Source organism: Paraburkholderia sp. DHOC27, assembly GCF_003429005.1.
GTDB lineage: Bacteria > Pseudomonadota > Gammaproteobacteria > Burkholderiales > Burkholderiaceae > Paraburkholderia.
In genome coordinates, this window is the sequence record NZ_QVQV01000007.1 from 353,060 (window position 1) to 378,527 (window position 25,468).

The window sequence follows — 25,468 nt, forward strand, 5'->3', positions numbered from 1 at the left end:
GCCGCGCGGGCCACTCAGGGCGCGCAACGGCAAGCAGGGGCAATCATACCATCGCGCGTGAGCCATCCTTACGCCGTCGGTGTTGAGCATCGCCTTTAGTATCAGACGAGCCATCGCCTGGGCCCTGCGGCGCGGCATCGAGCGTCATGTCGGGAGTCGCTTCCAGGGTCGATTCCGGATGACCGCCCGTGTCCGGTGTGGCCCGGCTTCGATGAATCCAGCTGGACAGCACCGAAGCCAGCACGATGCACGCACCGCCCGCCCATTCGCGCGGACCGGGCGTCTCACCGGCAAAGAGCCACGCAGAGAGTGCCGTCACGACCAGTTCGAACAACATGATGATCGACGCACGATTGGCCGGGATGCGCGCCACGCCGAACTGCACGAGCATGTTGTTGGACGCCAGCAGGAAACCGAGGCCGAGCACCAGCAAGACGGCCGTGCCGAGATGGGCGCCGGTGGGCGCCGCGGGCATCGCCTCGAAGAAGGACGCGCAGGCGCTGAAGAGCGCGGCGCCGCCGAAAATCGTCGCCGTGCGCATTTCCGGCCGCATGTCGGGCAGCACGCGGCTCGTCTTGAGGATCAGCACGTTGCTCATCGCGAAGCCCATGCCGCCCGCGAGGCCGGCCCATTCAGCCGGGTTCGCCGGCAGCGGCAAGCCCAACTGGGGCGACCAGAGCATCGTCACGGCGCCCGCCAGAGAAAGCGCGGCCAGCCCCGCACCCGCCCAGTTCAGGCGTTCGTGCAGGATGAAGTGGGCGAACAGCGCGGTCCATGCCGGCGTCAGATAGAACAGCAGCAGCACGCGCATAACCTGGCCGTGGATGGAGCCCCACACGAAGCCGAGGTTGGTAATGCCGGCGGCCAGCGCCAGCGCGGGCAGCACCCAGTGCCAGCGCACGGTTTTCAGGGCACGGCGGCGCACCGCCAGCACGAACAGACAACCGGCGCCGCTCGTCAATGCGCTCGCCGCCGTGCCGGTCACGCCGAGCGCGGCCAGCATACGCAGCGGATACCAGATCACGCCCCACACCGAGGCGCCCAGCATGATGGCGAGCGTCGGCCAGCTCGCGCGAATCCGCTCGATCATGGTGTGGCGCTCCCATCCGGAGCCGCGTCAAGCAGGCGATGGGCGTCGCTGGCGCTGCCTGCGCCTGTCTCTGTCTCTGTGTCTGCGTCTGCGTCTGCGTCTGCGTCTGCGTCTGAATCTAAGTCTGCAACCGCACACGCTACCGCGCGAGGCATCGTGCCTGCCACTTTCACTACCCACTGCATCTTGTCTCCTCGTTTCCAGCCCTGCCCGCGGCCTGCGACGCCACGTTATAATCCTTGGTCCGCCGTTTATACGACCGATAGCCGTTGATGGCCAGTCGCCCGCCCATGACCGGCGGCGCCCGTACCGTCATCACCTGCTTCCGCCGTCTTCCATCAGGCTCGATCTGCCAAGTGAACCCGCTACTCGACTCCCTCCAGCCCTATCCGTTTGAAAAGCTGCGTCTGCTTTTCAAGGACGCGACGCCTCCTGCCCATCTGCCGCATATCAGCTTCGGCATCGGCGAGCCGAAACATCCCACGCCGGCGCTGATCCGCGACGCAGTGATCGCATCGCTTGGCGGGCTGGCGTCGTATCCGGCCACGCTCGGTACCCCGGCATTGCGCGAGGCGATCGCCAGCTGGGTGACGAAACGCTACAACCTGCCGCCCGTCGATCCCGCCACTCAGGTTCTGCCGGTAGCCGGTTCGCGCGAGGCGCTGTTCGCGCTCGCGCAGACCGTGATCGACCCGAAACGGAACGCCGCAGGGAATGAAACGGGTGAGCCCGCGATCGTACTCTCGCCCAATCCTTTCTACCAGATTTACGAAGGCGCGGCGCTGCTTGCCGGCGCGCAGCCCTATTTCGTCAACAGCGATCCGGCACGCAATTTCGCCTGCGATTACTCGGCAGTACCCGCTGACATCTGGGCGCGCACGCAACTGGTGTACGTCTGCACGCCGGGCAATCCGACCGGCGCCGTGATGACGCTCGACGACTGGCGCGAACTGTTCGCGCTGTCGGACAAGTACGGTTTCGTGATCGCCTCGGACGAGTGCTATTCGGAGATCTATTTCGACGAAGCACAGCCGCCGCTGGGCGGCCTCGAAGCGGCCCACAAACTCGGCCGTGGCTTCGAGCGCCTCGTGATGCTGTCGAGCCTGTCGAAGCGCTCGAACGTGCCTGGCATGCGCTCGGGCTTCGTCACCGGGGATGCCGACATCCTCAAGCAATTCCTGCTGTATCGCACCTACCACGGCGCGGCCCTCTCCACCGTCTACCAGATGGCCAGCGTCGCCGCCTGGAGCGACGAAGCGCACGTGCGCGAGAACCGCGCGAAATACGTGCAGAAGTTCGCCACTGTCACGCCCATGCTCGCCGAGGTGCTCGACGTACGCCTGCCCGACGCGGCGTTCTATCTGTGGGCGGACGTTTCGCGCACCGGCCTCTCGGATACCGAGTTCGCCCAGCGCCTCTACGCCGACTATAATGTGACGCTCATGCCGGGCTCGTATCTCGCGCGCACGGCGCACGGCACGAACCCCGGCCGCAATTTCGTACGCATTGCGCTCGTTGCCGATGTCGACGAGTGCACCCAGGGCGCCCAGCGAATCGTCGACTTTTGCCATGCGCTGGCGCGCTAAGCGCCTGCCGCTCGCAGCCTTCTTCCTCAGCCTTCATTCTCCAAGCCAAGCTAACTATGTCGCAACAACTTCAGCAGATCATTGATAACGCCTGGGAAAACCGCGCGGAACTGTCACCCAAAGCCGCGCCCGCCGACGTGCGTGAAGCGGTTGCACACGCCCTCGAGCAACTCGACAAGGGTGCACTGCGGGTTGCCCAGAAGACGAACGGCGAATGGGTCGTCAATCAATGGCTGAAGAAAGCTGTGCTGCTGTCGTTCCGCCTGGAAGACAACGCGCCGCTGGCCGCTGGCGGCTACACCCAGTTCTTCGACAAGGTGCCGTCGAAGTTCGCCAACTACACCGCTGAAGACTTCGCGGCCGGCGGCTTCCGCGTGGTGCCGCCCGCCATCGCGCGCCGCGGCTCGTTCATCGCGAAGAACGTCGTGCTGATGCCGTCGTACACCAACATCGGCGCTTACGTGGACGAAGGCACGATGGTCGACACGTGGGCCACTGTCGGTTCGTGCGCGCAGATCGGCAAGAACGTGCACCTGTCGGGCGGCGTGGGCATCGGCGGCGTGCTGGAGCCGCTGCAGGCCAACCCGGTCATCATCGAAGACAACTGCTTCATCGGCGCGCGCTCGGAAGTGGTGGAAGGCGTGATCGTCGAAGAGAACTCGGTGATTTCGATGGGCGTGTACCTCGGCCAGAGCACCAAGATCTACGATCGCGAAACCGGCGAAGTGACGTACGGCCGCATTCCGGCCGGCTCGGTGGTGGTGGCGGGCAACCTGCCGTCGAAAGATGGTTCGCATAGTCTCTACTGCGCCGTGATCGTCAAGAAGGTCGACGCGAAAACGCGCGCCAAGGTCGGTCTCAACGAGCTGCTGCGAGGCGACTGATGGCCCGCGCCAACAAAACCGTCGTCTACGGTATCCCGAACTGCGACACCGTGAAGAAGGCCCGCGTGTGGCTGGAAGAACACGGCGTCGAGTTCGAGTTTCACGACTTCAAGAAGGCCGGCGTGACCGAGCCGCTGGTGCAGGACTGGCTGAAAGACGTCAAGCTCGAAGCGCTGCTGAACCGGCGCGGCACCACGTGGCGCGCTCTGTCGGACGACATGAAGGCCGCCGCCGACACGCAATCCGGCGCGATCGCCTTGATGATCCACAAGCCTTCGGTCATCAAGCGGCCAGTGGTGGTCGTCAACGGCCGCGTGAAGACGCTCGGCTTTTCCGTGGAAGAATACGAAACGCTGTTTGGCTGAACGCCAGTGCGCGCCGGCTCGACACCGCTGGCGCCGTCTGTAGCAAAAGCTGTTGCCGGCTGCGGTGATTTACCTGCAGCCGGCATTTTTTCATTTCAACGTGGCTTGTACTGAACCCATGTCCGGCACCCTCGCTCTTACCGAACAACTGATCGCGCGCGCTTCCGTCACGCCCGACGACCAGCATTGCCAACGCCTGCTGATCGAACGCCTCGCCGCGCTCGGCTTCGAATGCGAGACCATCGAATCGCACGGCGTGACCAACCTGTGGGCCGTCAAGCGCGGCGTCGACGGCACGCGCGGCAAGCTGCTGGTGTTCGCCGGTCATACCGACGTGGTGCCCACCGGTCCGCTCGAACAATGGCGCTCGCCGCCGTTCGAGCCCACTCATCGCGACGGCCTGCTGTATGGCCGCGGCGCCGCCGACATGAAAACGTCGATTGCCGGCTTCGTGGTGGCGAGCGAGGAATTCGTCGCGGCGCATCCGGCGCATCGCGGCTCGATTGCGTTCCTTATCACGAGCGACGAAGAAGGCCCGGCCACCGACGGCACCGTGAAGGTCGTCGAAGCGCTGCAGGCGCGTGGCGAGCGGCTCGACTACTGCATCGTGGGCGAACCCACCTCGAGCGTGCAGTTTGGCGACATGGTGAAAAACGGCCGGCGCGGCTCGATGTCCGGCAAGCTGACCGTCAAGGGCGTGCAGGGGCATATCGCCTATCCGCATCTGGCGAAGAACCCGGTGCATCTGCTGGCGCCCGCGCTGGCGGAACTGGTCGCCGAGCGCTGGGACGAAGGCAACGAATATTTCCCGGCCACCACCTGGCAGGTATCGAATATCCACAGCGGCACCGGCGCGAGCAACGTGATTCCCGGCCACGCAGACGTGATGTTCAACTTCCGCTTCTCCACCGCCAGCACCGTGGAAGGCCTGCAAAGCCGCGTGCACGCGATTCTCGACAAGCATGGCCTCGAATACGACCTGAAGTGGTCGGTGAGCGGTCTGCCGTTTCTCACACCGCGCGGCGATCTGTCGAATGCGCTGGAACGGGCCATCAAGGACGAAACCGGCGTGACCACCGAACTGTCGACCACCGGCGGCACCTCGGACGGCCGCTTCATTGCGCGCATCTGCGAACAGGTGGTCGAGTTCGGCCCGCTGAACGCCAGCATCCACAAGATCGACGAGCATATCGAAGTGGCCCATATCGAGCCGCTCAAGAACGTGTACCGCCGCGTGCTCGAACAACTGATTGCCTGATCCAGGCCTGACCAAGGACATCCCGCGATGACGCTCCCGTTTGCCACCGTCCGCGACCTGCTGCGTTTTGCAGTGACGCGTTTCAACCAGGCCGAACTCTCGTTCGGCCACGGCTCCGCCAATGCTTATGACGAAGCGGCCTACCTCGTGCTGCACTCGCTGCATCTGCCGCTCGACCTGCTCGAACCGTTTCTCGACGCGCGCCTCACCGCCGCGGAAATCGACGCCGTCATCAACGTGATCGAGCGCCGCGCGAGCGAACGCGTGCCGGCGGCCTACATCACACAGGAAGCGTGGATGCATGGCTTCCGCTTCCATGTCGACGAACGGGTGATCGTGCCGCGTTCGTTCATTGGCGAACTGCTGCAGGACGGCCTGCAACCGTATGTGGAGGACCCCGAACAGGTGGGCGCCGTGCTGGAACTGTGCACCGGCTCGGGCTGCCTCGCGGTGCTCGCCGCGCATGCCTTCCCGAACGCCGATATCGACGCGGTCGATCTGTCCAAGGCCGCGCTCGAAGTGGCGACGCTCAACGTCGACGAGTACAAGCTCGACGACCGCATCGCGCTGTTCGAAGGCGACCTGTTCGCGCCGCTGGCCGAGCGCCGCTACGACGTCATCATCACCAATCCGCCGTACGTCAACGCGGATTCGATGGCCTCGCTGCCTGCCGAATACAAGCATGAACCGGAGATGGCGCTGGCGGGCGGCGCTGACGGCATGGACATCGTGCGGCGCATTCTCTCCGAGGCGCGCAACTGGCTGACCGAAGATGGCGTGCTGGTGGTCGAGATCGGCAACGAACGGGCGAACGTGGAAGCGGCGTTCGGTGGCCTCGATCTCGTGTGGCTCTCCACCAGCGCCGGCGACGACAACGTATTCCTGATCCAGGCCGCCGATCTGCCCAGCTGACATGCGTTGAACCGATGAGGAACCCGACCGCAACGGGGTCGGGTTCGGTAAGATGGGCGCGATCGGCTCCGCCCTGCCCCGCTCCAGCGGGCAGGCGAGCACTTCGACAACCTTTCGCGTGCCTATGCCATTCGATTTCGTCCACGTCGCACCGCTCGTCGCGCTCGCGCATATCCTCGGCGTGATCGCGGCATGCCACGCCATTCTCAATACGCGTACCTCACAGGGCGCCGTAGCATGGGCCGTCTCGCTGGTCGCCATGCCGTATCTGACGCTGGTGCCGTATCTGTTTCTCGGCCGCAGCAAATTCCAGGGTTACGCCGACGCTCGCCGCATCGAAAACGAATCGTTGCGTACGCTGGCGCATCCGCGCGAATGGGACGCTCACGCTTCCTCCGGCGGCCAGCCCACTGATGAACTCGGGCAAGGCCTGGTCCGTTCGCTGACGCAACTGGGCGGCATGCCGTTCCTGCCGGGCAATGCGGTACGCACGCTGGTGAACGGCGAAGCGACCTTCGCCGCCATCTTCGAAGCCATCGAACAGGCACGCAGCTACGTGATCGTGCAGTTCTTCATCGTGCGCGACGATTCGCTCGGCGAAATGCTGAAAGACCTGCTGCTGAAGAAAGCCGCGCAAGGCGTGCGCGTCTACTTCCTCTACGACAGCATCGGCAGCTTCGATTTACCGCACCGTTACGTGGCCACGCTGCGCGCGGGTGGCGTCGAGGTGCATCCGTTCGCCACCAACCGGCGCTTCGTCAACCGCTTCCAGCTCAACTTCCGCAATCACCGCAAGATCGTTTCGGTGGACGGCGAGCGCGCGTTCGTCGGCGGACACAACGTTGGCGTGGAGTATCTCGGCGCCAAGCCGCCCCTGTCGCCGTGGCGCGACACGCACATCGAACTGCGTGGGCCGGTGGTCGCCAGCATCCAGTTCGTGTTCGTCGAGGACTGGTTCTGGGCTACGCAACAACTGCCGCCGCTGGACGTGCCCTCACTTCAGGGGCCTTCGTCTGAAGGACTGGCGACTGAAGGGTCATCCTCAGGGATATCCGGCGACGGCATGCATTGCCTCGTCGTGCCGAGCGGTCCCGCTGACAAACAGGAAACCTGTTCGCTGTTTTTCGTCGAAGCGATCAACGCAGCGCGCGAACGCATCTGGATCACCACGCCGTATCTGGTGCCCGACGAAGCGGTGTTTTCCGCGCTGCGGCTTGCCGCCATGCGCGGGGTCGACGTGCGCATCCTGATTCCGAGCCGGCGCGATCATCGCGTCGTGTTCGAAGCTTCGAAGCTCTATGCCTACGACTGCATCCGCGCCGGCGTGCGGATCTTCCGCTACCGGCCCGGCTTCCTGCATCAGAAGGTGGTGCTGATCGACACGGTCGCGGCCGCGATTGGCAGCGCCAATCTCGACAACCGCTCGTTCCGGCTGAACTTCGAAATCATGGTGCTGACCGTGGACCGCGACTTCGCCCTCGAAGTCGAAGCGATGCTGCAGCGCGATTTCGCCGAAGCCTTCGAGATTGACCGCAACGAGTACCGCCATGCCTCGGCCGTCCGACGCGTGGCCATGCACGTGGCCCGGCTGTTCGCACCGATTCTGTAGCGCTTACAGCAAGGCCTCGACTTCGTCCGTGATCGCCTCCGGCTTGGTCAGCGGCGCAAAGCGCTTGACCACCACTCCGTCGCGCCCCACCAGAAACTTGGTGAAATTCCACTTGATGCCTTCGAGGCCGAGCAGGCCAGGCGCCTCGCCCGTCAGGTAGCGATACAGCGGATGCGCGTTGGCGCCGTTCACGTCGATCTTGTCGAACATCGGGAAGGTCACACCGTAGTTCTTCTCGCAGAAGCTGCCGATCTGCGCCGCGTCACCCGGTTCCTGCTTGCCGAACTGATTGCAGGGAAAGCCGAGAATCTCGAGACCACGCGCCGCGTACGTGTCATACAGCTTTTGCAGCCCGGCGTATTGCGGCGTAAAACCGCATTCGCTCGCTGTGTTGACGATCAGCAGAACCTTGCCCTTGTAGCGTTCCAGGCTGACTTCTTCGCCGCCCAGTGTGCGTGCCGAAAACGAATAGATGGATGTCATGTGTTCTCCTTCCCCAAGGTCAACAGAAGTTATGTGTTTTAGAGTCCTGCAAAACGCGCGCAAGACGCGTGCAAGCCCGCGACGAACGGCGACAGTCTAAGCGAAAAGCGGCGCGTGGACAGTCGGCCAAATGGCCAGGGTCCGCAGCGTGACGGCCATCACACGCCCGCCCAGTCTAAAATAGCGTTTTTCTCCAGCCGGCCTTCCTGTGATCCGCTTCAACCAGTTCAGTCTCGCGCGCGGCACCAAACCGCTCTTCGAACAAACCACCTTTACGCTCAACCCCGGCGAGAAAGCCGGCCTGGTTGGCGCGAATGGCGCGGGCAAGTCGACCCTGTTTGCCGTGCTGCTCGGCGAACTGCATGCGGATGGCGGCGACTTCGCCATGCCGCCGTCGTGGCAGATCGCCCACGTGGCGCAGGAAACCCCCGCCGTCGACAAGACCGCGCTCGCCTACACGCTCGACGGCGACGCCGCCCTGCGTGCCATCGAAGCGCGCATCGCGGCGGCATCGGCGGCTCATGACGGCGCGGCCGAAGGCGAAGCGCACGCCGCCTTTGCGGACGCCGACGGCTACACCGCCCCCGCGCGCGCCGAAGCGCTGCTGCTCGGCCTCGGCTTCACGCTTGAACAAACGCGTCTGCCGGTGGCGAGCTTCTCCGGCGGCTGGCGCATGCGCCTTAACCTCGCGCAGGCGCTGATGTGCCGCTCGGACCTGCTGCTGCTCGACGAGCCGACCAATCACCTGGACCTCGACGCCATCGTCTGGCTCGAAGACTGGCTGCATCGTTATCCCGGCACGCTGATCGTGATCTCGCACGACCGCGAGTTCCTCGACTCGGTGTGCAACGTCACGCTGCATCTGGAACAACAGCAGATCAAGCGCTACGGCGGTAACTATTCGCAGTTCGAAATCCTGCGTGCGCAGCAGATCGCGCTGCAACAAAGCGCGTACGAGAAACAGCAGCGCACGGTCGAACATCTGCAGAGCTACATCAACCGCTTCAAGGCGCAGGCTACCAAGGCACGCCAGGCACAAAGCCGGGTCAAGGCGCTCGAAAAGATGGAGCTGATCGCGCCGGCGCATGCCGCGTCGCCCTTCACGTTCGAGTTCCGCACGCCCGATTCCGCGCCGAATCCGATGATGGTGATGGAGGACGTGCGCTGCGGGTATCGCACCGAAGACGGCGAGATTCCGATTGTCGAACGCGTCACGCTCTCCATCCAGAACGGTCAGCGTATTGGTCTGCTCGGCGCGAACGGCCAGGGCAAGTCCACGCTCATCAAGACGCTGGCCGGCACGCTCGAGCCGCTGGGCGGCGACGTCCGTGAAGGCAAGGGACTGCGAATCGGCTATTTCGCCCAGCATCAGCTCGAAACGCTGCGCCCGGACGACTCGGCGCTGCAACATCTGGCGCGGCTCGCGCCCGATACGCGAGAACAGGAACTGCGCGATTTCCTCGGCGGCTTCAACTTCTCCGGCGACATGGCCACCGCGGCCATCGCGCCCTTCTCCGGCGGCGAAAAAGCGCGGCTCGCGCTGGCGCTGGTGATCTGGCAAAAGCCGAATCTGCTGCTGCTCGACGAACCGACCAACCACCTGGATCTGGAAACCCGTCACGCACTGACGATGGCGCTCGCGCAGTTCGAGGGCACGCTGATTCTCGTCTCGCACGACCGTCATCTGCTGCGCGCGACGACCGACCAGTTCATGCTCGTCGCCAAACATCGCCTGCAACCGTTCGACGGCGATCTGGACGACTACCGCGACTGGCTCCTGCAACACGCCGCCGAGCAACGCGCCGCGCTGAAGGCAGGTAATGCGGGCAGTGTCAGCGGTACGACACAGGATAACGGCGCGGATAGCGTCGCCAATCGCAAGGAACAGCGTCGTCAGGATGCCGAGGCGCGCCAGAAGCTGGCTCACCTCAAGAAGCCCCTGCAGAGCCGGATCAACAAGATCGAAAAGGAAATGGATGCGCTCAATGTCGAGAAAGCCACTCTCGACGCGTTCGTTGCCGACCCGGCCAGTTATGACGCCGCGCAGAAAACCCGCCTGACCGAAGCGATCCGCCGCCAAGGCGAAGTGAACGCGCGTCTCGAAGCGCTCGAGGCCGACTGGCTCGGCGCGCATGAGGAACTGGAACAAATCGGCTAGCGGCACGCAGCCTGGTTTGGGTAGGATGGCGAAACACGTTCGAAGCCGGACGCCCTGCACCGCCGCGGCGCAAGGCGTCGGCCTGATCCGGCCTTATTCCTGAGAGAGGTTGACCTTGTCGTCTCCCGCTGCTTTGCAAGGCCTGCGCGTACTCGATCTGACGCGGTTGCTGCCGGGGCCGGTCGCGGCTCTGCGCCTCGCGGAAATGGGCGCAGACGTGCTGAAGATCGAAGCGCCCGGCGCCGGCGACCCTACCCGCACCATGCTGCAGGCCTCCAGTGACCGCGTCGCCGGACGCCCCGGCGCGTTCTACCGGCTGGTCAACCGCGGCAAGCGCGAGACCCGGCTCGACCTCAAATCCGAAGCGGGACGCAACGTGCTGCGCGCGCTGGCGAGCGAAGCGGACGTGCTGATCGAGAGCTTTCGGCCCGGTGTAATGGAACGACTCGGCATCGGCTACGAGATGTTGCGCGTGCTCAACCCGAAGCTCGTATATTGCGCGATCAGCGGCTTTGGTGCGACGGGGCCGTTTGCCGGCCAGGCCGGTCACGATCTGAACTACATCGGCTACGCCGGCGTGCTGGATCAACTGGCAAGCCGCGATGGCGCACCGATCCTGCCGAATTTCCAGATTGCCGACGTGCTGGGCGGCGCCGCGAACGCGGTCGCGCAGATTCTGGCTGCGCTGTGGCACGTCGCGCGTGGCGGCAACGGGCGTTTCGTCGATATCTCGATGACGCATGCGACCCACGCCAACAACTTCGTCGCCCAGGTTTCGCTGGCCAACGACGGCGTGACTCCACCCGTCGGCGGCGGACTGCTGAATGGCGGTGTGCCCTGCTACAACCTCTACCGCACGCAGGACGGCCGATGGCTTGCCGTCGGCGCACTCGAACTCAAGTTCTGGGAGACGCTGTGCCATGCGCTGGACCGGCCCGAATGGGCCTTCCGGCACTGGAGCGTGGGGCAGGCGATCGGCGGCCCGGACGCGGTGGCTCTGACGAAGGAACTGGCCGCCGTGATCGCGAGCCGGCCGCTCGCCGAGTGGGTGAGCCTGCTCGAGCCGCTGGATTGCTGTGTGTCGCCGGTGCTGACGGCGGCCGAGGCGGCCCAGCATCCGCTCTTCAACCCGGATGCGTATTCGAGCGTTGCCGACGAACTGGACACCGGCAACGGGCCGCTTGGCTGAGAGGGCGTCACTCTGTCACTCGCTCCTGGCGGGCGTTGCGGGCGTCCATAACGCTCCGGTTACGCCGTTAGCGCCGTTAGCACCTTTAGCGTCGTTATCGCCGTGCGCCCTTCGCGGCCTCAGCGGCGCGGCAAGGTCTGACGCGGCGCACGCTCGTCGTCATACAGCATGTGCTTGCGGCCTTCCACGTGACGGTTGATGGTGGCACGCACTTCGTCGGCGGTAACGTTTTCAGCGACCACGCGCCGTGAAATCTGACCGGTCGTGTCGATCCACTCGACGATCCGGCAGGCCCCGCCCCAAGGCTGGCGGATGGGTTCGGAGACGCGACAGCCGCGCACCTGTAGCTGGCGCTCGGTCACGGTTTCATGGGACTGTTTCAAGGCGCGATCCTTTCCGCCTGAAGGCGATAGCATTTTCGCCAAGCTTAGGGAAAACGCGCCCCGCGAAGGTTACAGCCGCTAGCGAGTTATTTACGGCACATTACGCGCCCAAAGCCCCTTGCAGACGGCCCGCGGCGCGCAGAGCGGCGCCTATTCGAGCGTTTTAATTTTGTCGATGGCCTGTTCGAGCCGATCCACCGCAATGACCTGTAAGCCTTCGATGGGCTGCTTCGGCGCATTCGCCTTCGGAATCAGCGCGATCGAAAAGCCCAGCTTGGCCGCTTCCTTCAGCCGGTCCTGGCCGCGCGGCGAAGGACGGATTTCACCGGCCAGCCCGATTTCGCCGAACACGATCAAGCCCTTCGGCAGCGGCTTGTTGCGCATCGACGAGTGAATCGCCAGCAGCACGGCCAGGTCGGCCGCAGGCTCGGTGATCTTGACGCCGCCCACCGCGTTCAGGAACACGTCCTGATCGAAGCAGGCAATGCCGGCGTGACGATGCAACACCGCCAGCAACATGGCGAGGCGGTTCTGCTCCAGTCCCACCGCGAGCCGCCGTGGATTGGGCACATTGGCCGCATCCACCAGGGCCTGCACTTCCACGAGCAAAGGCCGCGAGCCTTCCTGCGTCACCAGTACGCACGAGCCCGGCACGATCTGCTCATGCTGCGACAGAAACAGCGCCGATGGATTGGCCACGCCGCGCAGTCCGCGCTCGGTCATCGCGAACACGCCCAACTCGTTGACCGCGCCAAAGCGGTTCTTGAAGGCGCGCACCAGGCGGAACGACGAGTGCGTGTCGCCCTCGAAATACAGCACGGTATCCACGATGTGTTCGAGCACGCGCGGGCCGGCGAGATTGCCTTCCTTGGTGACGTGGCCAACCATGATGATCGCCGTGCCGGACTGCTTGGCAATACGCGTGAGTTGCGCCGCGCACTCGCGTACCTGGGCGACCGAACCCGGCGCCGAAGTCAATGCCTCTGAATACACCGTCTGGATGGAGTCGATCACGGCGACGTCGGGCCGCTCGCTTTCGATGGTCGCCTGAATCTTTTCGAGCTGGATTTCCGCGAGCAGTCTCAGCTCGCTCGCCTTCGAACCGGGGTCGAGCAGCGAGAGCCGCTGGGCGCGCAAGGCAATCTGCGCCGCCGATTCCTCGCCGCTGATGTATAGCGCGCGCCGGTCATGGGCGATCTCGGCAAGCGACTGCAGCAACAGCGTCGATTTGCCGATACCCGGATCGCCGCCAATCAGCACCACGCCACCCGGCACGAGACCGCCGCCGAGCACCCGGTCGAATTCGCTCACGCCGGTGGAGAAGCGCGGCACGTCGGACGCTTCGATATCCGCGAGACGTTGCACGGGCGCGCTCTTGGCGAGCGACTGGAAGCGGTGCGCGGAGGGCGACTCGGCCACCGTCTCCACCAGCGTGTTCCACGCGTTGCATGCCGGACACTGTCCTTGCCACTTGGGTGACTGCCCCCCGCACTCGGTGCAGGTGTACATCGTTTTCTGTTTAGCCACGCGCCCTTGCCTGCCTGCTTTGCTGATCGGGTTAGTTGAATGAGAGAAGTCTGCTCGAGGCGATTCGATCAGGTCGAAGATCGAATCGCCCCGCAGCGCGCCGGTCACGCCGTGCGCAATGCAGTGCGCCGCGGCTTATTCCGCGCGCACCGGCACGCGGGGCGCCACCGCGCACATCAGCTCGTAGCCGATCGTGCCACAGGCCTTTGCCACATCGTCGATAGGCAGCGCATGGCCCCACAGTTCGACGCGCGAGCCCACGTTGGCGGTGGGGCATGGCGTGAGATCGACGGTCAACATGTCCATCGAGACACGCCCGATGACCCGCGTACGTACGCCGTCGACCATCACTGGCGTGCCTTCCGGCGCAACGCGCGGATAACCGTCCGCATAGCCACATGCCACGACGCCGATGCGCATGGGTGTCTGCGCTGTGAAGATCGAGCCATAGCCGACCGTTTGCCCCTTCGCGACCGACTGCACCGCGATCAGTTCGGAGGCGAGCGTCATGGCCGGCTGCAAGCCGGTGCCTTCGATGGCCTGATGGACGCCCGAAGGCGACGCGCCATACAGAATGATGCCCGGGCGCACCCAGTCGAAATGCGAGTCCGGATGCCACAGCGTGGCTGCCGAATTGGCGAGGCTGCGCGCACCGGCAATGCCCTGCGCGCCGCGCTCGAACGCTTCCATCTGATACGCGACGCCGCGCTCAGTGTCGGCATCCGAGAAGTGCGTCATCAGCGTGATCTGACCCACGCCCTGACACGCCCGCGCGCGCTCCCATGCTGCGCGAAAACGTTCCGGCGTGTAGCCGAGCCGGTTCATGCCGCTGTTCATTTTCAACTGGATATTGACGGGTTTGGACAGGCGCGCCATTTCCAGCATGCGCAACTGTTCATCCGAATGCAGCGCCGTGCTAAGGCTGTAGCGGTCGATCACGTCGATATCCGTAGGCCGGAAAAAGCCTTCCAGCAACAAAATTGGCCCCGCCCAGCCCAATTCACGCAACTTCACGGCTTCTTCCAGGTCGAGCAATCCAAAGCCGTCCGTTGCGCGCAGTCCCGGAAAGGCGCGCGCGAGCCCATGTCCGTAGGCGTTGGCCTTGACGACAGCCCAGATCTTCGAATGGGGGGCGTAACGGCGGACGACAGCGAGGTTATTGGCGAGTGCGGCAGTGTGAATCGTGGCTGAAAGGGGGCGCGGCATGGGAGATTTTCGTAAAGACGCTTGTGAATCAGGAGCTTACAGTGCGTTTTCAGCGCTCAGGAGCCCGCTGGGCGGCGCGATCAAGGATTCTGCTAGTCCGAATCCAGCTATTTTCGTGATATAAAGCCGTGCGCACAACCCATTTCGAACGGAATAAGCCCGGACGCATTGCACACGGCCGGGGCGGACGGACCGCAGCGAGGACAGCATCGCATCAGATGAAAAAAGGTTTTTACACCATCATGGCCGCGCAGTTTTTTTCGTCGCTGGCCGACAATGCGCTTCTGATTGCTGCTATTGCACTGCTGAAAGACCTCCATGCCCCGAACTGGATGACGCCGCTGCTCAAGCTGTTCTTCGTGCTGTCCTACGTGGTTCTTGCTGCATTCGTTGGCGCCTTCGCCGACTCCCGTCCGAAAGGACGCGTCATGTTCGTCACCAACACGATCAAGGTGCTCGGCTGCATCACGATGCTGGTGGGCGCGCATCCGTTGATTGCCTATGGCATTGTCGGGTTCGGTGCGGCGGCGTATTCGCCCGCCAAGTACGGCATCCTCACCGAACTGCTGCCACCTGACCGGCTGGTCGCCGCGAACGGCTGGATCGAAGGCACCACGGTGGGCTCCATCATTCTCGGTACGGTGCTCGGCGGCGCGCTGATCAGCCCGCACGTTGCTTCGCATATCCTGAAGCACCATATCCCCACCGTCGACACGCCCGCCGAAGCCGCGATGCTCGTCATCATGGCGATCTACGTCATCGCCGCATTGTTCAATCTACGCATTCCAGACACGGGCGCACGCTATCCGAAACAGGAACGCGGGCCCATCAAGCTCATCACCGATTTCGCCGACTGCTTTCTCGTGCTCTGGCGCGACAAACTCGGGCAGATTTCGCTCGCCGTGACCACGCTGTTCTGGGGCGCGGGCGCCACGCTGCAGTTCATCGTGCTGAAGTGGGCCGAAGTGTCGCTGGGCATGTCCTTGTCAGAAGGCGCGATCCTGCAGGCGGTCGTCGCCGTGGGCGTGGCCGCGGGCGCCATCATCGCCGCCTCTCGCGTGCCGTTGAAGAAGTCATTGTCCGTGCTGCCGGTCGGCATCATGATGGGCCTCGCTGTCATGCTGATGGCCTTCTACACGCGCAGCCTGTTTCCCATGCATTGGGGCTTCTACGTGGGCCATATGCATGTGTCGGGTTATCTGATCCTGGCTTATCTGTTCCTGATGATCGTGGGTGGGCTGTCGGGATTCTTCGTGGTGCCAATGAATGCGCTGCTGCAGCATCGCGGCCACGTGTTGCTCTCGGCGGGTCATTCGATCGCCGTGCAGAATTTCAACGAAAACCTGTCCGTGCTCGTGATGCTGTGCCTGTACGCGGTACTGGTCTGGCTCGACGTGCCGGTGTCCGCGGTCATCGTGCTGTTCGGCACCTTCGTGTGCGTGATGATGTGGCTCGTGATGCGGCGCCACCAGGCCAACCAGCGCGCTTTCGATTCCGTCGCGCTGATCGGCGAAGTGAAGCACTGAGCGTGCTGCCGCGCGCTGCGTGGGGCCGCTGCGCGGCATCCGCGTGGTCCGCGCCTCCCTTCTTTTCAGCCTTGCCATGACTCAACCGATTCCCAACGTCCTGACGATCGCCGGTTCCGATTCCGGCGGCGGCGCCGGCATCCAGGCCGACCTCAAGGCTTTCTCGGCGCTCGGCGCGTATGGCGCAAGCGTCATCACGGCGCTCACCGCGCAGAATACGCGCGGCGTCACGGCCATTCATACCCCCGAGCCCGAGTTCATCGCCGCGCAACTCGATGCGGTGTTCGACGATATCCGTATCGACGCGGTGAAGATCGGCATGCTCGCGAACGCGCGGGTCGCGCGCGCGGTGGCTGACGCGCTGCGGCGTCATCGTCCGCGGCATGTGGTGCTGGATACCGTGATGATTTCGAAGAGCAATCACGCGCTGCTCGCGCCCGACGCGGTGGCCGTGGTGCGCGACGAACTGCTGCCGCTCGCCGATCTGCTGACGCCGAATCTGCCGGAAGCGGCGGCGTTGCTAGGAGTCGATGCAGCCACCGACGAAGCCGGCATGGTCACGCAAGGCGAAGCGTTGCGGGCACTCGGGGCGCGCGCGGTGCTGATGAAAGGCGGTCACCTGAGTGCCGCCGACAGTCCCGACTGGCTGCTGCAGGACAGCGGCTCGCTGCGTCTCGCCGCGCCGCGCGTGCCGGTGAGAAACACGCATGGCACGGGCTGCACGTTGTCGTCGGCGATTGCCGCGCTGATTCCGCAGCGCGCAGATCTCGCGAGTGCTGTTGCGGATGCGAAGACGTATCTGACGGGTGCATTGGAAGCGAGTGATCGGCTCGAGGTGGGTACGGGTGTCGGGCCAGTGCATCATTTTTATCGCTGGTGGTGAGCGCGGAGTGAACGCAGATGGGGCGCTCGGGATTCAGCGGGCGCTGCCGGACGCGTGAGTACCACTGTTCCAGAACGCTCACGCACACTCCGCACGCCTTCCACGAACACCAGCGGCGAAGCTGCCAACCCCTCATTCACGCGCGAACGCGTATGCCTTGTCCGGCCAGTCGTCCGGCACGATAAAACCTCTTGATCGTTCGATCCAGCGACCGGCGTCGTCTGTCGCAAAGGCCGCCACCATCGTCGGGCTGTTTTGCTGCGCAATCCGCGCCAGCAACGCGTTTGCGTCGAGAAATTCGATGCCCTGTTCCGCGGCGGCGGATTGCTCATGCCGCCGTGGCGCGAGCCATTCGAGCCGCGGCAGCAGTCGCCACGAGCCCGCGTGCGCCGCGGCGAACGCCGGCCATTCCGAACGCGTCGCCCACCAGCCGCGCCCGTGGGCGGGATCGAGCTGTTCGGGATCCTGGCTTGGTTCACCGCGCCGGTAGAACAGCCAGCCCTTGATGAACATCTGCGGCTGCCACGGACCGATGTGTCCGAGCGTGGCGAATTCCTCGCGGGCGCTCAGCGGCAACTGATGATCGAGCAAGTGGGCGAGCTTGAGATCGAAACGGTCCTGCAGGTTGGGGCCGACGTAGTCCGCCAGCAGTCCGCGCCCCGCTCCCGCGTGCAGATAGCACTTCACCGCCAGTTCCCAATGCAGACGCTGCCCTGCTCGGCTTTCCACCAGAAAATCGCATTCGCCGAGCGTGACGCCGCCGCGCCGCAACGGCACGTTTGCGGCAATCAGCCGAGCAGCGGGCCCATGCTGCAGGAACCAGCCGAGCAGGTACTCGGCGTAACGGCCAAGCCGCGTGATGCGGGACGCTCCGATGTGTGCAAGCAGGTCACCGGGATCGGCGTCCAGCGCGCGCAGCCAGTCGAGCGCGGCCGCCTCTTCGGCGACCGTCTCGAACGCGTGCGCGAGCACACCGACGGGTGGTTGCGCGCGCAACAGGTCCGGGCTGAACAGCAGCCACGCCAGATCCCGCACAACTGGGGTGTGCAACGCGTCGCCCTGCGCGAGCGCGCTCGCCGTGGCCGCCGTGACAAACGAAGCGGGCCCGGTCGACGCCATCAGCGCGCCGGCGCGCCGGCCGCTTTCTGCCACACGTCGCGCGCGAGGCACAGGTCGGTCCACGCTTTCGCCTTGTCGGGCAGGCTGCGCAGCAGATACGCTGGGTGGTACGTAACGATCACCGGCACGCCTTCGTACTCATGCACGCGTCCACGCAGCGACGAAATGCTGGCATCGGTTTTTAGCAGACTCTGCGCGGCGAAACGGCCCAGCGCGACGATCAGCCTGGGTTTGACGAGCGCCACCTGCCGTTGCAGATACGGCTCGCAGCGGGCGACCTCATCCGGCTCGGGATTGCGGTTGCCCGGCGGGCGGCACTTGATGACGTTGGCGATGTAGACGTTGGTGTCGCGTGCGAGTGTGAGCGAACGCAGCATGTTGTCGAGCAGCTTGCCGGCCTGGCCGACGAACGGTTCGCCCTGACGGTCCTCGTTCTCGCCGGGGGCTTCGCCGATCAACATCCAGTCCGCGTTACGGTCGCCGACGCCGAACACCGTGTTGGTGCGCTTCTCGCACAGGCGGCAGCTTTCGCATGCGGCGACGCGTTCGCTCAGCGCGTCCCAGTCGAGCGTCTGCACGGACGGGCGGGCCGGCTGCGGCTCCGGCGTGTTAGCGGAGTCGGCGGCGGGTCCGGCGGGGAGGTCGTCGAACCAGGCGAAGTCGTCGTCGGCCGCGGGCGCGGGCGGGGATGACGCGTTGACGCGTGCAGGCGGAATGGCCTGGCTGCCAGGTGGGTTTGCTGACTGGGCCCGTTGCGGAGTGGGGTGCTTCGCGTCGTCCTCTGCACGTGCCAGGGTCGCGCCTTGTGCCGTGCGGTTTTCGCTGCGCGCTTGTGCAGCGCCCTGCCCCGTTACGCCATCACGCGCGGCCATTTCGCCGGCACGCAAATTGACCTCTGGAACGCCCGAGCTTTCAGCCCCCGCAAGCGCCGCGTTCTCGACCGCCGGCGGCTGCCCCATACCCCGCCGTACCCACAACGGCGCGAGTCCAAACTCTTCCAACGCGGATTCATGCAGCGCCATCTGCGCCCTCCCTGGCAAACGAAAAACGCATCACGATGGCGTCCTCCCGGCTGCGATGACGCGCCGGATAGTAGTTCTTGCGACGGCCAATCGAAGCGAAGCCGAAGCGTTCATAAAGGCGAATGGCCCGATGGTTCGACGGCCGCACTTCCAGCAGCAGACCCTCGAGTTTCTCATGACGGGTGATGCGCACCGCCTCACGCAGCAACGAGAGTCCCGCGCCCACGCCCTGCGCGGCAGGCGCGACGCACAGATTGAGCAGGTGCATTTCGTCGACCACCGGCATCAACACGCAATAGCCAATCAAGGTGCCGGTGACATGCCGCAGGCACACACCGAAATAGCCATTGCGCAGCGAATCCTCGAAATTGCCCCGGCTCCACGGAAACTCGTACGCGGCCTTTTCGATCAGCGCGACCTCGTCGAGATCGCCTTCGGTCATTGGCGACATATAGCGGTCGGCGAGCAATACCCCGCTCATCGTCCGCCCTCGCCCGGCGTATCGGGGTTGGCTGTGAGTTGCGACGCTGGGGCCGGTTTAGCCGAGGTGACGGCGGCGGCGGCTGCGACAGACGGTGCGGACCCGGCACCACGCGCGGCATCCACGGCCTCGGCACTCTCCGATGCTTTGGCCGCCTTGGCTGCCTTGTCGGCCATGCGCTCTGCTGTGGTCTGCGCAACCTTGTCGCGCACATATTCGGGCGCCGCCAGCTCGGCCGGCACCGTGCGCCCGGCGCGCAGCGCGCGTAGCGCCGCGTGCGCGAGCGGCAAGGCGTGGGGCAGCGCTTCGGCGTCGATGGCCTGCGCCACCGCCGTCGCCGTCAGCCGCGCGCCGAAGGCCGCGGCGGCATTGCCCGCCAGCGTGAACGGCACTTCAGGCAGCACCAGCTTGTCCGGTGCGTCCAGCGACGCAGGCTGCACCGTGCGCCACTCGCCTTCGGCGTCATCCCACGCAAAATCCGCCCAGTAGACTTCGTCCATGCGCGCGTCGAGCGCGGCCAGCACGCGCGTGGCCGCCGGATTGCGCAGCCGGGCACTTTCCGCGCAGGCGAGCAGCGTGCCGATCGGCACCACGGGCCGGTTCAGCCCGAAGGCGAGCCCCTGCGCCACGCCGGTTGCCGTGCGCAAGCCGGTGAACGAGCCGGGGCCCGCGCCAAACGCGATCGCCGCGCAATCGGCCAGCACGAGACCCGCTTCATCGAACAACTCACGGATGGCAGGCAGCAAACGCGTGCTGGAGACAGCGCCGGTGGCTTCGTGGCGCACCCAGGCGCGCGGTTCGGGAGCAGAGGCACCCGCCTCAGGATGGACGGCGGAAAGCAACGCGACCGAGCAGAACTCGGTCGAGGTATCGAGGGCAAGCAGCACAGTTCGGTTCATGTCCGCTATTGTAATGCGACGCCCCGCCTCGCCGGGCACGCAGCGTGCGCCGGTCGGGCCGGCTGCGTTTGGAGTAGTCGTTCCAGCCTGATTTGGTGCGATCCGGCGCAGGCAGAGGCTGCGCTTGATATGATCGACGGCCCATCCTGAATTTGCCACGGAGAAACACATGAGCGACGTCGACGCGCAATTTGCCAAAGCCCACGAAGAGGTGCAACAACTGCCGGAGCGCCCGGGCAACCTCACGCTGTTGCGCCTCTATGCGCTCTACAAGCAGGCCACCAAGGGTGACGTGCAGGGCGACAAGCCGGGTTTCACGGATATCGTCGGCAAATACAAGTACGACGCCTGGTCGGCGCTGAAAGGCACGCCGCAGGACACGGCGAAGCAGCAGTACGTCGAACTGGTCGAATCGCTGAAAAGCGGGGCTTCGGCCTGATGCTTCGGCCTGATGCTTCGGCCTGATGCTTCGGCCTGATGCTTCGGCCTGATGCTTCGGCCTGATGCTTCGGCCTGATTGTTAATATCCGGGCCGGAACGCAGCGCGTGGCTTTGACCTACGGCCCGGCGGGCGGGTGCCGATTTGGTCACATACGTTGGTCAGGGCCCGCCTCGACCCCGCTCCGGTTTCGTCGTCCCCCGCGCACCGCCAGCCACAGCCGCCGCGGATACCGCCCGGCAAAATTCAAGCCATCAACGACGCTTTTCGGCTGCGGAAACGTCTTAAATGTGGCGCGGTGCAGCAAAACCCTATACAATGTTGCCTGCGCTTCACTGCTTTTGCCCGGCTTTCTCCAGCGGCCTCTGCGGCGCAGCGCCTCGTAGCGTTTTGCTCCAATCCAGTTTAGAACCTGTCCCCTCCTGCCTAGCCCCCTACGGGCGATCATGTACCAGGCTGGCGACACGCCGTGTTGGCATGTCGCAACCGATACAGCTTCTAACGAAAAGCTCGCCTTGATTGTCGCGAGCTGCCCCCGTTTTTCGATTTGCTCGCTGCTTCTTTGCTCGCTGAATCCGACGACTTGGGTATGCCGATTGGCGCCGACGTATTAATTCCGTGCATTTCCCAGGATCGTTTCAAGGATTCTCATGACTTCGAGCAATACCCAAAGCCCGCTGAACGCCATCGCCGACCAGGCACTCGGTTTCGTTGACAGTGACGCCGCACCCGCACAAGCCGCAGCAGCCGCTGCCGCTCCGCAAGCCGTCGCTGCTGAAACCGCTGCTCCGGCCGGCCCGTCGTTCGCGTCGCTTGGCCTGTCACCGGATGTCGTCTCCGCGCTGACGGCAACCGGCTATCAAACGCCGACCCCGGTGCAGCAACGCGCCATCCCCGCCGGCATCGCCGGCCGCGACCTGCTGGTCTCCAGCCCGACCGGTTCGGGCAAGACCGCTGCGTTCATGCTGCCCGCCATCGAGCGTTTCTCGCAACTGCAAAAGGCGCAAGCCAGCCAGCCGCGTGAACCGCGTCCGGCTGACGGCGCCCGTGGCCGTCGCCCGCAACCCGTCGCCCGTCCCACCATGCTGGTGCTGACGCCGACCCGCGAACTCGCGATGCAGGTCACCACGGCCGCTGCCACGTACGGCAAGCACCTCAAGCGTCTGCGCACCGTCAGCATTCTGGGCGGCGTCGCTTACGGCCAACAGCTCATGCTGCTGGCGAAGAACCCCGAAATCCTGGTCGCCACGCCGGGCCGTCTGATCGACCACCTGGAGCGCGGCCGTATCGACCTGTCGCAACTGCAGATCCTCGTGCTCGACGAAGCCGACCGCATGCTCGACATGGGCTTCATCGAAGACATCGAGACCATCGTTGCTGCTACGCCGGCTACGCGTCAGACCATGCTGTTCTCGGCGACGCTCGACGGCAAGATCGGTTCGCTGACCGGCCGTCTGCTGAAGGATCCGGAGCGTATCGAGATCGTGCAACGCCTCGAACAACGCACGAACATCGCGCAAACCGTTCATTACGTCGACGACCGCGATCACAAGGATCGTCTGCTCGACCATCTGCTGCGCGACGAAGGCCTTGACCAGGCTATCGTCTTCACGGCAACCAAGATGGACGCCGACCAGCTGGCTGGTCGTCTGGCCGACGCCGGTTTCGAATCCGCAGCACTGCACGGCGATCTGCCGCAGGGCGCGCGTAACCGCACCATCCGCGCACTGCGCGAGCGCCGTGTGCGCGTGCTGGTGGCCACGGACGTCGCCGCTCGCGGTATCGACATCCCCGGCATCACGCACGTGTTCAACTACGATCTGCCGAAGTTCGCAGAAGACTACGTGCACCGTATCGGCCGTACCGGCCGTGCTGGCCGCTCGGGTATCGCCGTGAGCCTCGTGCATCACGCCGAACAAGGCGCGTTGAAGCGCATCGAGCGTTTCGTGCGCACTCCGCTGCCGGTCAACGTCGTGGAAGGCTTCGAGCCGCGCAAGTCGGCACCGTCGGGTAATGGCCGTCCTGGCTTTGGCGGCCGTGGCCGTCCTGGCGGCGGCAACGGAGGTGGCCGTCGCTTCGGTAGCGGCAGCGGCAAGCCGGGTGGCTATGCCGGCAACGGCGGCGGCAATGGTGGCGGCGCACGCAGCGGTAGCGGCAATGGCGGCGGCTGGGCCGGCAAGTCGTCGGGCGGCGGTTCGCGTGAAGGCTTCGGCGGTTCGCGTGACGGTGGCTACGGCGCACGCCGCAGCGATGGTCCGCGTACGGCGCGTCGTGGCAGCTAAGACGCTGCAAGTGGCCTGAGGCCACTGCGAGATTCACAGGAAAACCGGTGCTCATGCACCGGTTTTTTTTCGCCTGCGCATTTTGTGCGGCCGCTGTGCGCGCGATTTCCGCGATCGCTCTCCGCGTGTTCTCTCTCGGCATCTCTCCAACATCTCTTTCCGCGTTCTCTCGGAGCCCTCTTCCCGGCTCCCACTGCGCGAGCTGTCTTCGACACCTCTTCTCACCTTCCCGTTTAGAGTCTCGCAGCACAATCTGCGCGTTCTCTTTCCAACCCTCCTCCCACGTTCCCTCTGAGAAGTCTCCCAACACCCTCCGCGCGTCCCTCACCACCATTCTCCGCGCCTTCCCAGCATCCAGACTCCCCCTTCTCTACCCCGCGCCACCTCCGTTCCTCTCCCCTCTGCTTCGCTTTCCAGCCGCTTCCGCGCCTCCGCTTCCGCCCCAATCTCATCGTTCAAAAAATTTTCACCATGTGAAAAATTTTTTTGCGTCGTAAAAAATCGTGCTGCGTGGCACAAGACGCCTCATTGCGACAGGGAAAACGTCATTTCTCAATGTGGAACACGCACCATAAACAATTGATTAATAACAATAAAAAATCTCCAACAAAGCGCCTCACGCGGCTATTTCGCATCAGCCCTTGCGCCTAGACTCTTATACAAGACTTCACGAAACGAAGCGCCAACGAGACACCTTGCTTCGAGAAGACAGAGATCACTAACCCCGATTGATCCCATTTACCAGGCAAACAAGGAGAACACCATGACGACACGCCAACAACAAGCGCAGCAACTCCAGCAGCAATGGGACACCGATCCGCGCTGGAAAGGCATCAAGCGCACCTATAGCGCCGAGGACGTGGTGCGCCTGCGTGGCTCCCTGCAGGTCGAGCACACGCTCGCCAAGCGCGGCGCGGAAAAGCTGTGGGAAAGCGTGAACAACGAGCCGTTCGTCAACTCCCTCGGCGCGCTCACCGGCAACCAGGCCATGCAGCAGGTGAAGGCGGGTCTGAAGGCGATCTATCTGTCGGGCTGGCAGGTGGCGGGCGACGCCAACGTCGCCGGTGAAATGTACCCGGACCAGTCGCTGTATCCGGCGAACTCCGTGCCGCTCGTCGTGAAGCGCATCAACAACACGCTGACTCGCGCCGACCAGATCCAATGGTCCGAGGGCAAAAACCCGGGTGACGAAGGCTACATCGACTACTTCGCGCCGATCGTTGCCGACGCGGAAGCCGGTTTCGGCGGCGTGCTGAACGCATTCGAACTGATGAAGGCCATGATCGAAGCCGGCGCTGCGGGCGTGCACTTCGAAGACCAGCTTGCTTCGGTGAAGAAGTGCGGCCACATGGGCGGCAAGGTGCTCGTGCCGACCCGCGAGAACATCGCCAAGCTGACGGCCGCACGCCTTGCCGCCGACGTCTGCGGCACCCCGACCGTCCTGCTGGCCCGCACCGACGCGGAAGCGGCCGATCTGGTGACCTCCGACATCGACGAAAACGACAAGCCGTTCCTGACCGGCGAGCGCACGGTGGAAGGTTTCTATCGCACGAAGGCGGGTCTGGAACAGGCCATCTCGCGTGGTCTCGCTTACGCGCCGTACGCCGACATGATCTGGTGCGAAACCGGCAAGCCCGATCTCGAGTTCGCCAAGAAGTTTGCCGACGCGATTCATAAGGAGTACCCGGATCAATTGCTGTCGTACAACTGCTCGCCTTCCTTCAACTGGAAGAAGAACCTGGACGACGCAACCATCGCCAAGTTCCAGCGCGAACTCGGGGCAATGGGCTACAAGTTCCAGTTCATCACGCTGGCTGGTTTCCATGCGCTGAACTACTCGATGTTCAACCTGGCGCACGGCTACGCCCGCAACCAGATGACCGCGTTCGTCGAAATGCAGCAGGCCGAATTCGCTGCGGCCGAGCGTGGCTTCACCGCCGTCAAGCATCAGCGCGAAGTGGGCACCGGCTACTTCGACGCCGTCACGCAAACGGTGGAGCGCGAAGCCTCCACGACCGCGCTGCACGGTTCGACCGAAGACGAACAGTTCTTCGACAAGAAGGTCGCCTAAGCAATGATGCAGCAGCCGTTTTAAAGGCTGCTGCAGGGCGACACAAAGACAGATCGCAGCAGAGGTGGAAGACGACAGCGGCCTCGCTAGAAGGCC

At 64.4% G+C, this 25,468-nt stretch carries 22 protein-coding genes; 13 read left to right on the plus strand and 9 right to left on the minus strand.

Annotation, left to right across the window (positions count from 1 at the left end):
- Positions 1-43: 43 nt before the first annotated feature.
- Positions 44-1,090: a DMT family transporter gene (locus D0B32_RS23135; RefSeq protein WP_259295108.1), complete on the minus strand. Its 1,047-nt coding sequence runs from the start codon at positions 1,088-1,090 to the stop codon at positions 44-46.
- Positions 1,091-1,446: 356 nt separating this feature from the next.
- Between D0B32_RS23135 and dapC the strand changes: the two genes are divergently transcribed.
- The 6 genes from dapC to cls all read left to right on the plus strand — a co-directional run bounded on the left by dapC (position 1,447) and on the right by cls (position 7,704).
- A complete protein-coding gene (gene dapC / locus D0B32_RS23145) occupies positions 1,447-2,676 on the plus strand; it encodes a succinyldiaminopimelate transaminase (protein WP_117336805.1) in 1,230 nt (409 codons plus the stop codon).
- 56 nt (positions 2,677-2,732) lie between these two features.
- On the plus strand, positions 2,733-3,560 hold the full coding sequence (gene dapD / locus D0B32_RS23150; RefSeq protein ID WP_117336620.1) for a 2,3,4,5-tetrahydropyridine-2,6-dicarboxylate N-succinyltransferase: 828 nt from the start codon (positions 2,733-2,735) through the stop codon (positions 3,558-3,560).
- Positions 3,560-3,925 carry an ArsC family reductase gene (locus D0B32_RS23155; RefSeq protein ID WP_117336621.1) on the plus strand — a complete coding sequence of 122 codons (366 nt, stop codon included), beginning with the start codon at positions 3,560-3,562 and terminating at the stop codon, positions 3,923-3,925. The genes dapD and D0B32_RS23155 overlap by 1 nt, the downstream gene beginning before the upstream one ends.
- A gap of 118 nt (positions 3,926-4,043) precedes the next feature.
- On the plus strand, positions 4,044-5,183 hold the full coding sequence (dapE, locus tag D0B32_RS23160) for a succinyl-diaminopimelate desuccinylase (RefSeq protein ID WP_117336806.1): 1,140 nt from the start codon (positions 4,044-4,046) through the stop codon (positions 5,181-5,183).
- Between the two features lie 27 nt (positions 5,184-5,210).
- Complete coding sequence (gene prmB, locus D0B32_RS23165; protein WP_117336622.1) at positions 5,211-6,095, plus strand: 50S ribosomal protein L3 N(5)-glutamine methyltransferase; 885 nt, start codon at positions 5,211-5,213, stop codon at positions 6,093-6,095.
- Between the two features lie 124 nt (positions 6,096-6,219).
- Positions 6,220-7,704, plus strand: a complete 1,485-nt coding sequence (gene cls, locus D0B32_RS23170; protein WP_117336623.1) for a cardiolipin synthase — start codon at positions 6,220-6,222, stop codon at positions 7,702-7,704.
- A 3-nt stretch (positions 7,705-7,707) separates the two neighbouring features.
- On the opposite strand, the gene D0B32_RS23175 is transcribed toward cls, so the two are convergent.
- Complete coding sequence (locus D0B32_RS23175; protein ID WP_117336624.1) at positions 7,708-8,187, minus strand: glutathione peroxidase; 480 nt, start codon at positions 8,185-8,187, stop codon at positions 7,708-7,710.
- A 208-nt stretch (positions 8,188-8,395) separates the two neighbouring features.
- Here D0B32_RS23175 and abc-f point away from each other — a divergent pair, with 208 nt between their 5' ends.
- The gene (abc-f, locus tag D0B32_RS23180) at positions 8,396-10,345 is read left to right on the plus strand and encodes a ribosomal protection-like ABC-F family protein (RefSeq protein ID WP_117336625.1); all 1,950 of its coding nucleotides are present in this window, start codon (positions 8,396-8,398) and stop codon (positions 10,343-10,345) included.
- Positions 10,346-10,478: 133 nt separating this feature from the next.
- Positions 10,479-11,534 carry a CaiB/BaiF CoA-transferase family protein gene (locus tag D0B32_RS23185; RefSeq protein ID WP_117336626.1) on the plus strand — a complete coding sequence of 352 codons (1,056 nt, stop codon included), beginning with the start codon at positions 10,479-10,481 and terminating at the stop codon, positions 11,532-11,534.
- 119 nt (positions 11,535-11,653) lie between these two features.
- Here the strand turns inward: D0B32_RS23185 and D0B32_RS23190 are convergent, their stop codons facing one another.
- From D0B32_RS23190 to alr, 3 genes are all read right to left on the minus strand, one after another.
- Positions 11,654-11,917: a DUF2866 domain-containing protein gene (locus D0B32_RS23190; protein ID WP_117336627.1), complete on the minus strand. Its 264-nt coding sequence runs from the start codon at positions 11,915-11,917 to the stop codon at positions 11,654-11,656.
- Positions 11,918-12,067: 150 nt separating this feature from the next.
- A complete protein-coding gene (radA, locus tag D0B32_RS23195) occupies positions 12,068-13,444 on the minus strand; it encodes a DNA repair protein RadA (RefSeq protein ID WP_117336807.1) in 1,377 nt (458 codons plus the stop codon).
- A gap of 135 nt (positions 13,445-13,579) precedes the next feature.
- The gene (gene alr / locus D0B32_RS23200; RefSeq protein WP_117336628.1) at positions 13,580-14,650 is read right to left on the minus strand and encodes an alanine racemase; all 1,071 of its coding nucleotides are present in this window, start codon (positions 14,648-14,650) and stop codon (positions 13,580-13,582) included.
- A gap of 218 nt (positions 14,651-14,868) precedes the next feature.
- Between alr and lplT the strand changes: the two genes are divergently transcribed.
- Positions 14,869-16,176: a lysophospholipid transporter LplT gene (lplT, locus tag D0B32_RS23205; protein WP_117336629.1), complete on the plus strand. Its 1,308-nt coding sequence runs from the start codon at positions 14,869-14,871 to the stop codon at positions 16,174-16,176.
- A gap of 76 nt (positions 16,177-16,252) precedes the next feature.
- Positions 16,253-17,059 carry a bifunctional hydroxymethylpyrimidine kinase/phosphomethylpyrimidine kinase gene (thiD, locus tag D0B32_RS23210; protein WP_117336808.1) on the plus strand — a complete coding sequence of 269 codons (807 nt, stop codon included), beginning with the start codon at positions 16,253-16,255 and terminating at the stop codon, positions 17,057-17,059.
- Between the two features lie 132 nt (positions 17,060-17,191).
- Here the strand turns inward: thiD and D0B32_RS23215 are convergent, their stop codons facing one another.
- Genes D0B32_RS23215 through tsaB form a run of 4 tightly spaced genes read right to left on the minus strand, consistent with a single transcriptional unit; the run spans position 17,192 to position 20,580 of the window.
- Complete coding sequence (locus D0B32_RS23215) at positions 17,192-18,181, minus strand: DUF1853 family protein (protein WP_404935590.1); 990 nt, start codon at positions 18,179-18,181, stop codon at positions 17,192-17,194.
- Entirely contained in the window at positions 18,178-19,200 is a 1,023-nt protein-coding gene (locus tag D0B32_RS23220) for a uracil-DNA glycosylase family protein (RefSeq protein WP_117336630.1), read from the minus strand. The genes D0B32_RS23215 and D0B32_RS23220 overlap by 4 nt, the downstream gene beginning before the upstream one ends.
- Complete coding sequence (rimI, locus tag D0B32_RS23225; protein ID WP_117336631.1) at positions 19,187-19,681, minus strand: ribosomal protein S18-alanine N-acetyltransferase; 495 nt, start codon at positions 19,679-19,681, stop codon at positions 19,187-19,189. Before rimI ends, D0B32_RS23220 begins: the two co-directional genes overlap by 14 nt.
- Positions 19,678-20,580, minus strand: a complete 903-nt coding sequence (tsaB, locus tag D0B32_RS23230; RefSeq protein WP_117336632.1) for a tRNA (adenosine(37)-N6)-threonylcarbamoyltransferase complex dimerization subunit type 1 TsaB — start codon at positions 20,578-20,580, stop codon at positions 19,678-19,680. The genes rimI and tsaB overlap by 4 nt, the downstream gene beginning before the upstream one ends.
- 169 nt (positions 20,581-20,749) lie before the next feature.
- On the opposite strand from tsaB, the gene D0B32_RS23235 reads away from it, so the two are divergent.
- The 3 genes from D0B32_RS23235 to aceA all read left to right on the plus strand — a co-directional run bounded on the left by D0B32_RS23235 (position 20,750) and on the right by aceA (position 25,372).
- Entirely contained in the window at positions 20,750-21,019 is a 270-nt protein-coding gene (locus tag D0B32_RS23235; protein WP_117336633.1) for an acyl-CoA-binding protein, read from the plus strand.
- A 650-nt stretch (positions 21,020-21,669) separates the two neighbouring features.
- A complete protein-coding gene (locus D0B32_RS23240; RefSeq protein ID WP_117336634.1) occupies positions 21,670-23,301 on the plus strand; it encodes a DEAD/DEAH box helicase in 1,632 nt (543 codons plus the stop codon).
- A 763-nt stretch (positions 23,302-24,064) separates the two neighbouring features.
- Entirely contained in the window at positions 24,065-25,372 is a 1,308-nt protein-coding gene (gene aceA / locus D0B32_RS23245) for an isocitrate lyase (protein WP_117336635.1), read from the plus strand.
- The last annotated feature ends 96 nt before the right edge of the window (positions 25,373-25,468 follow it).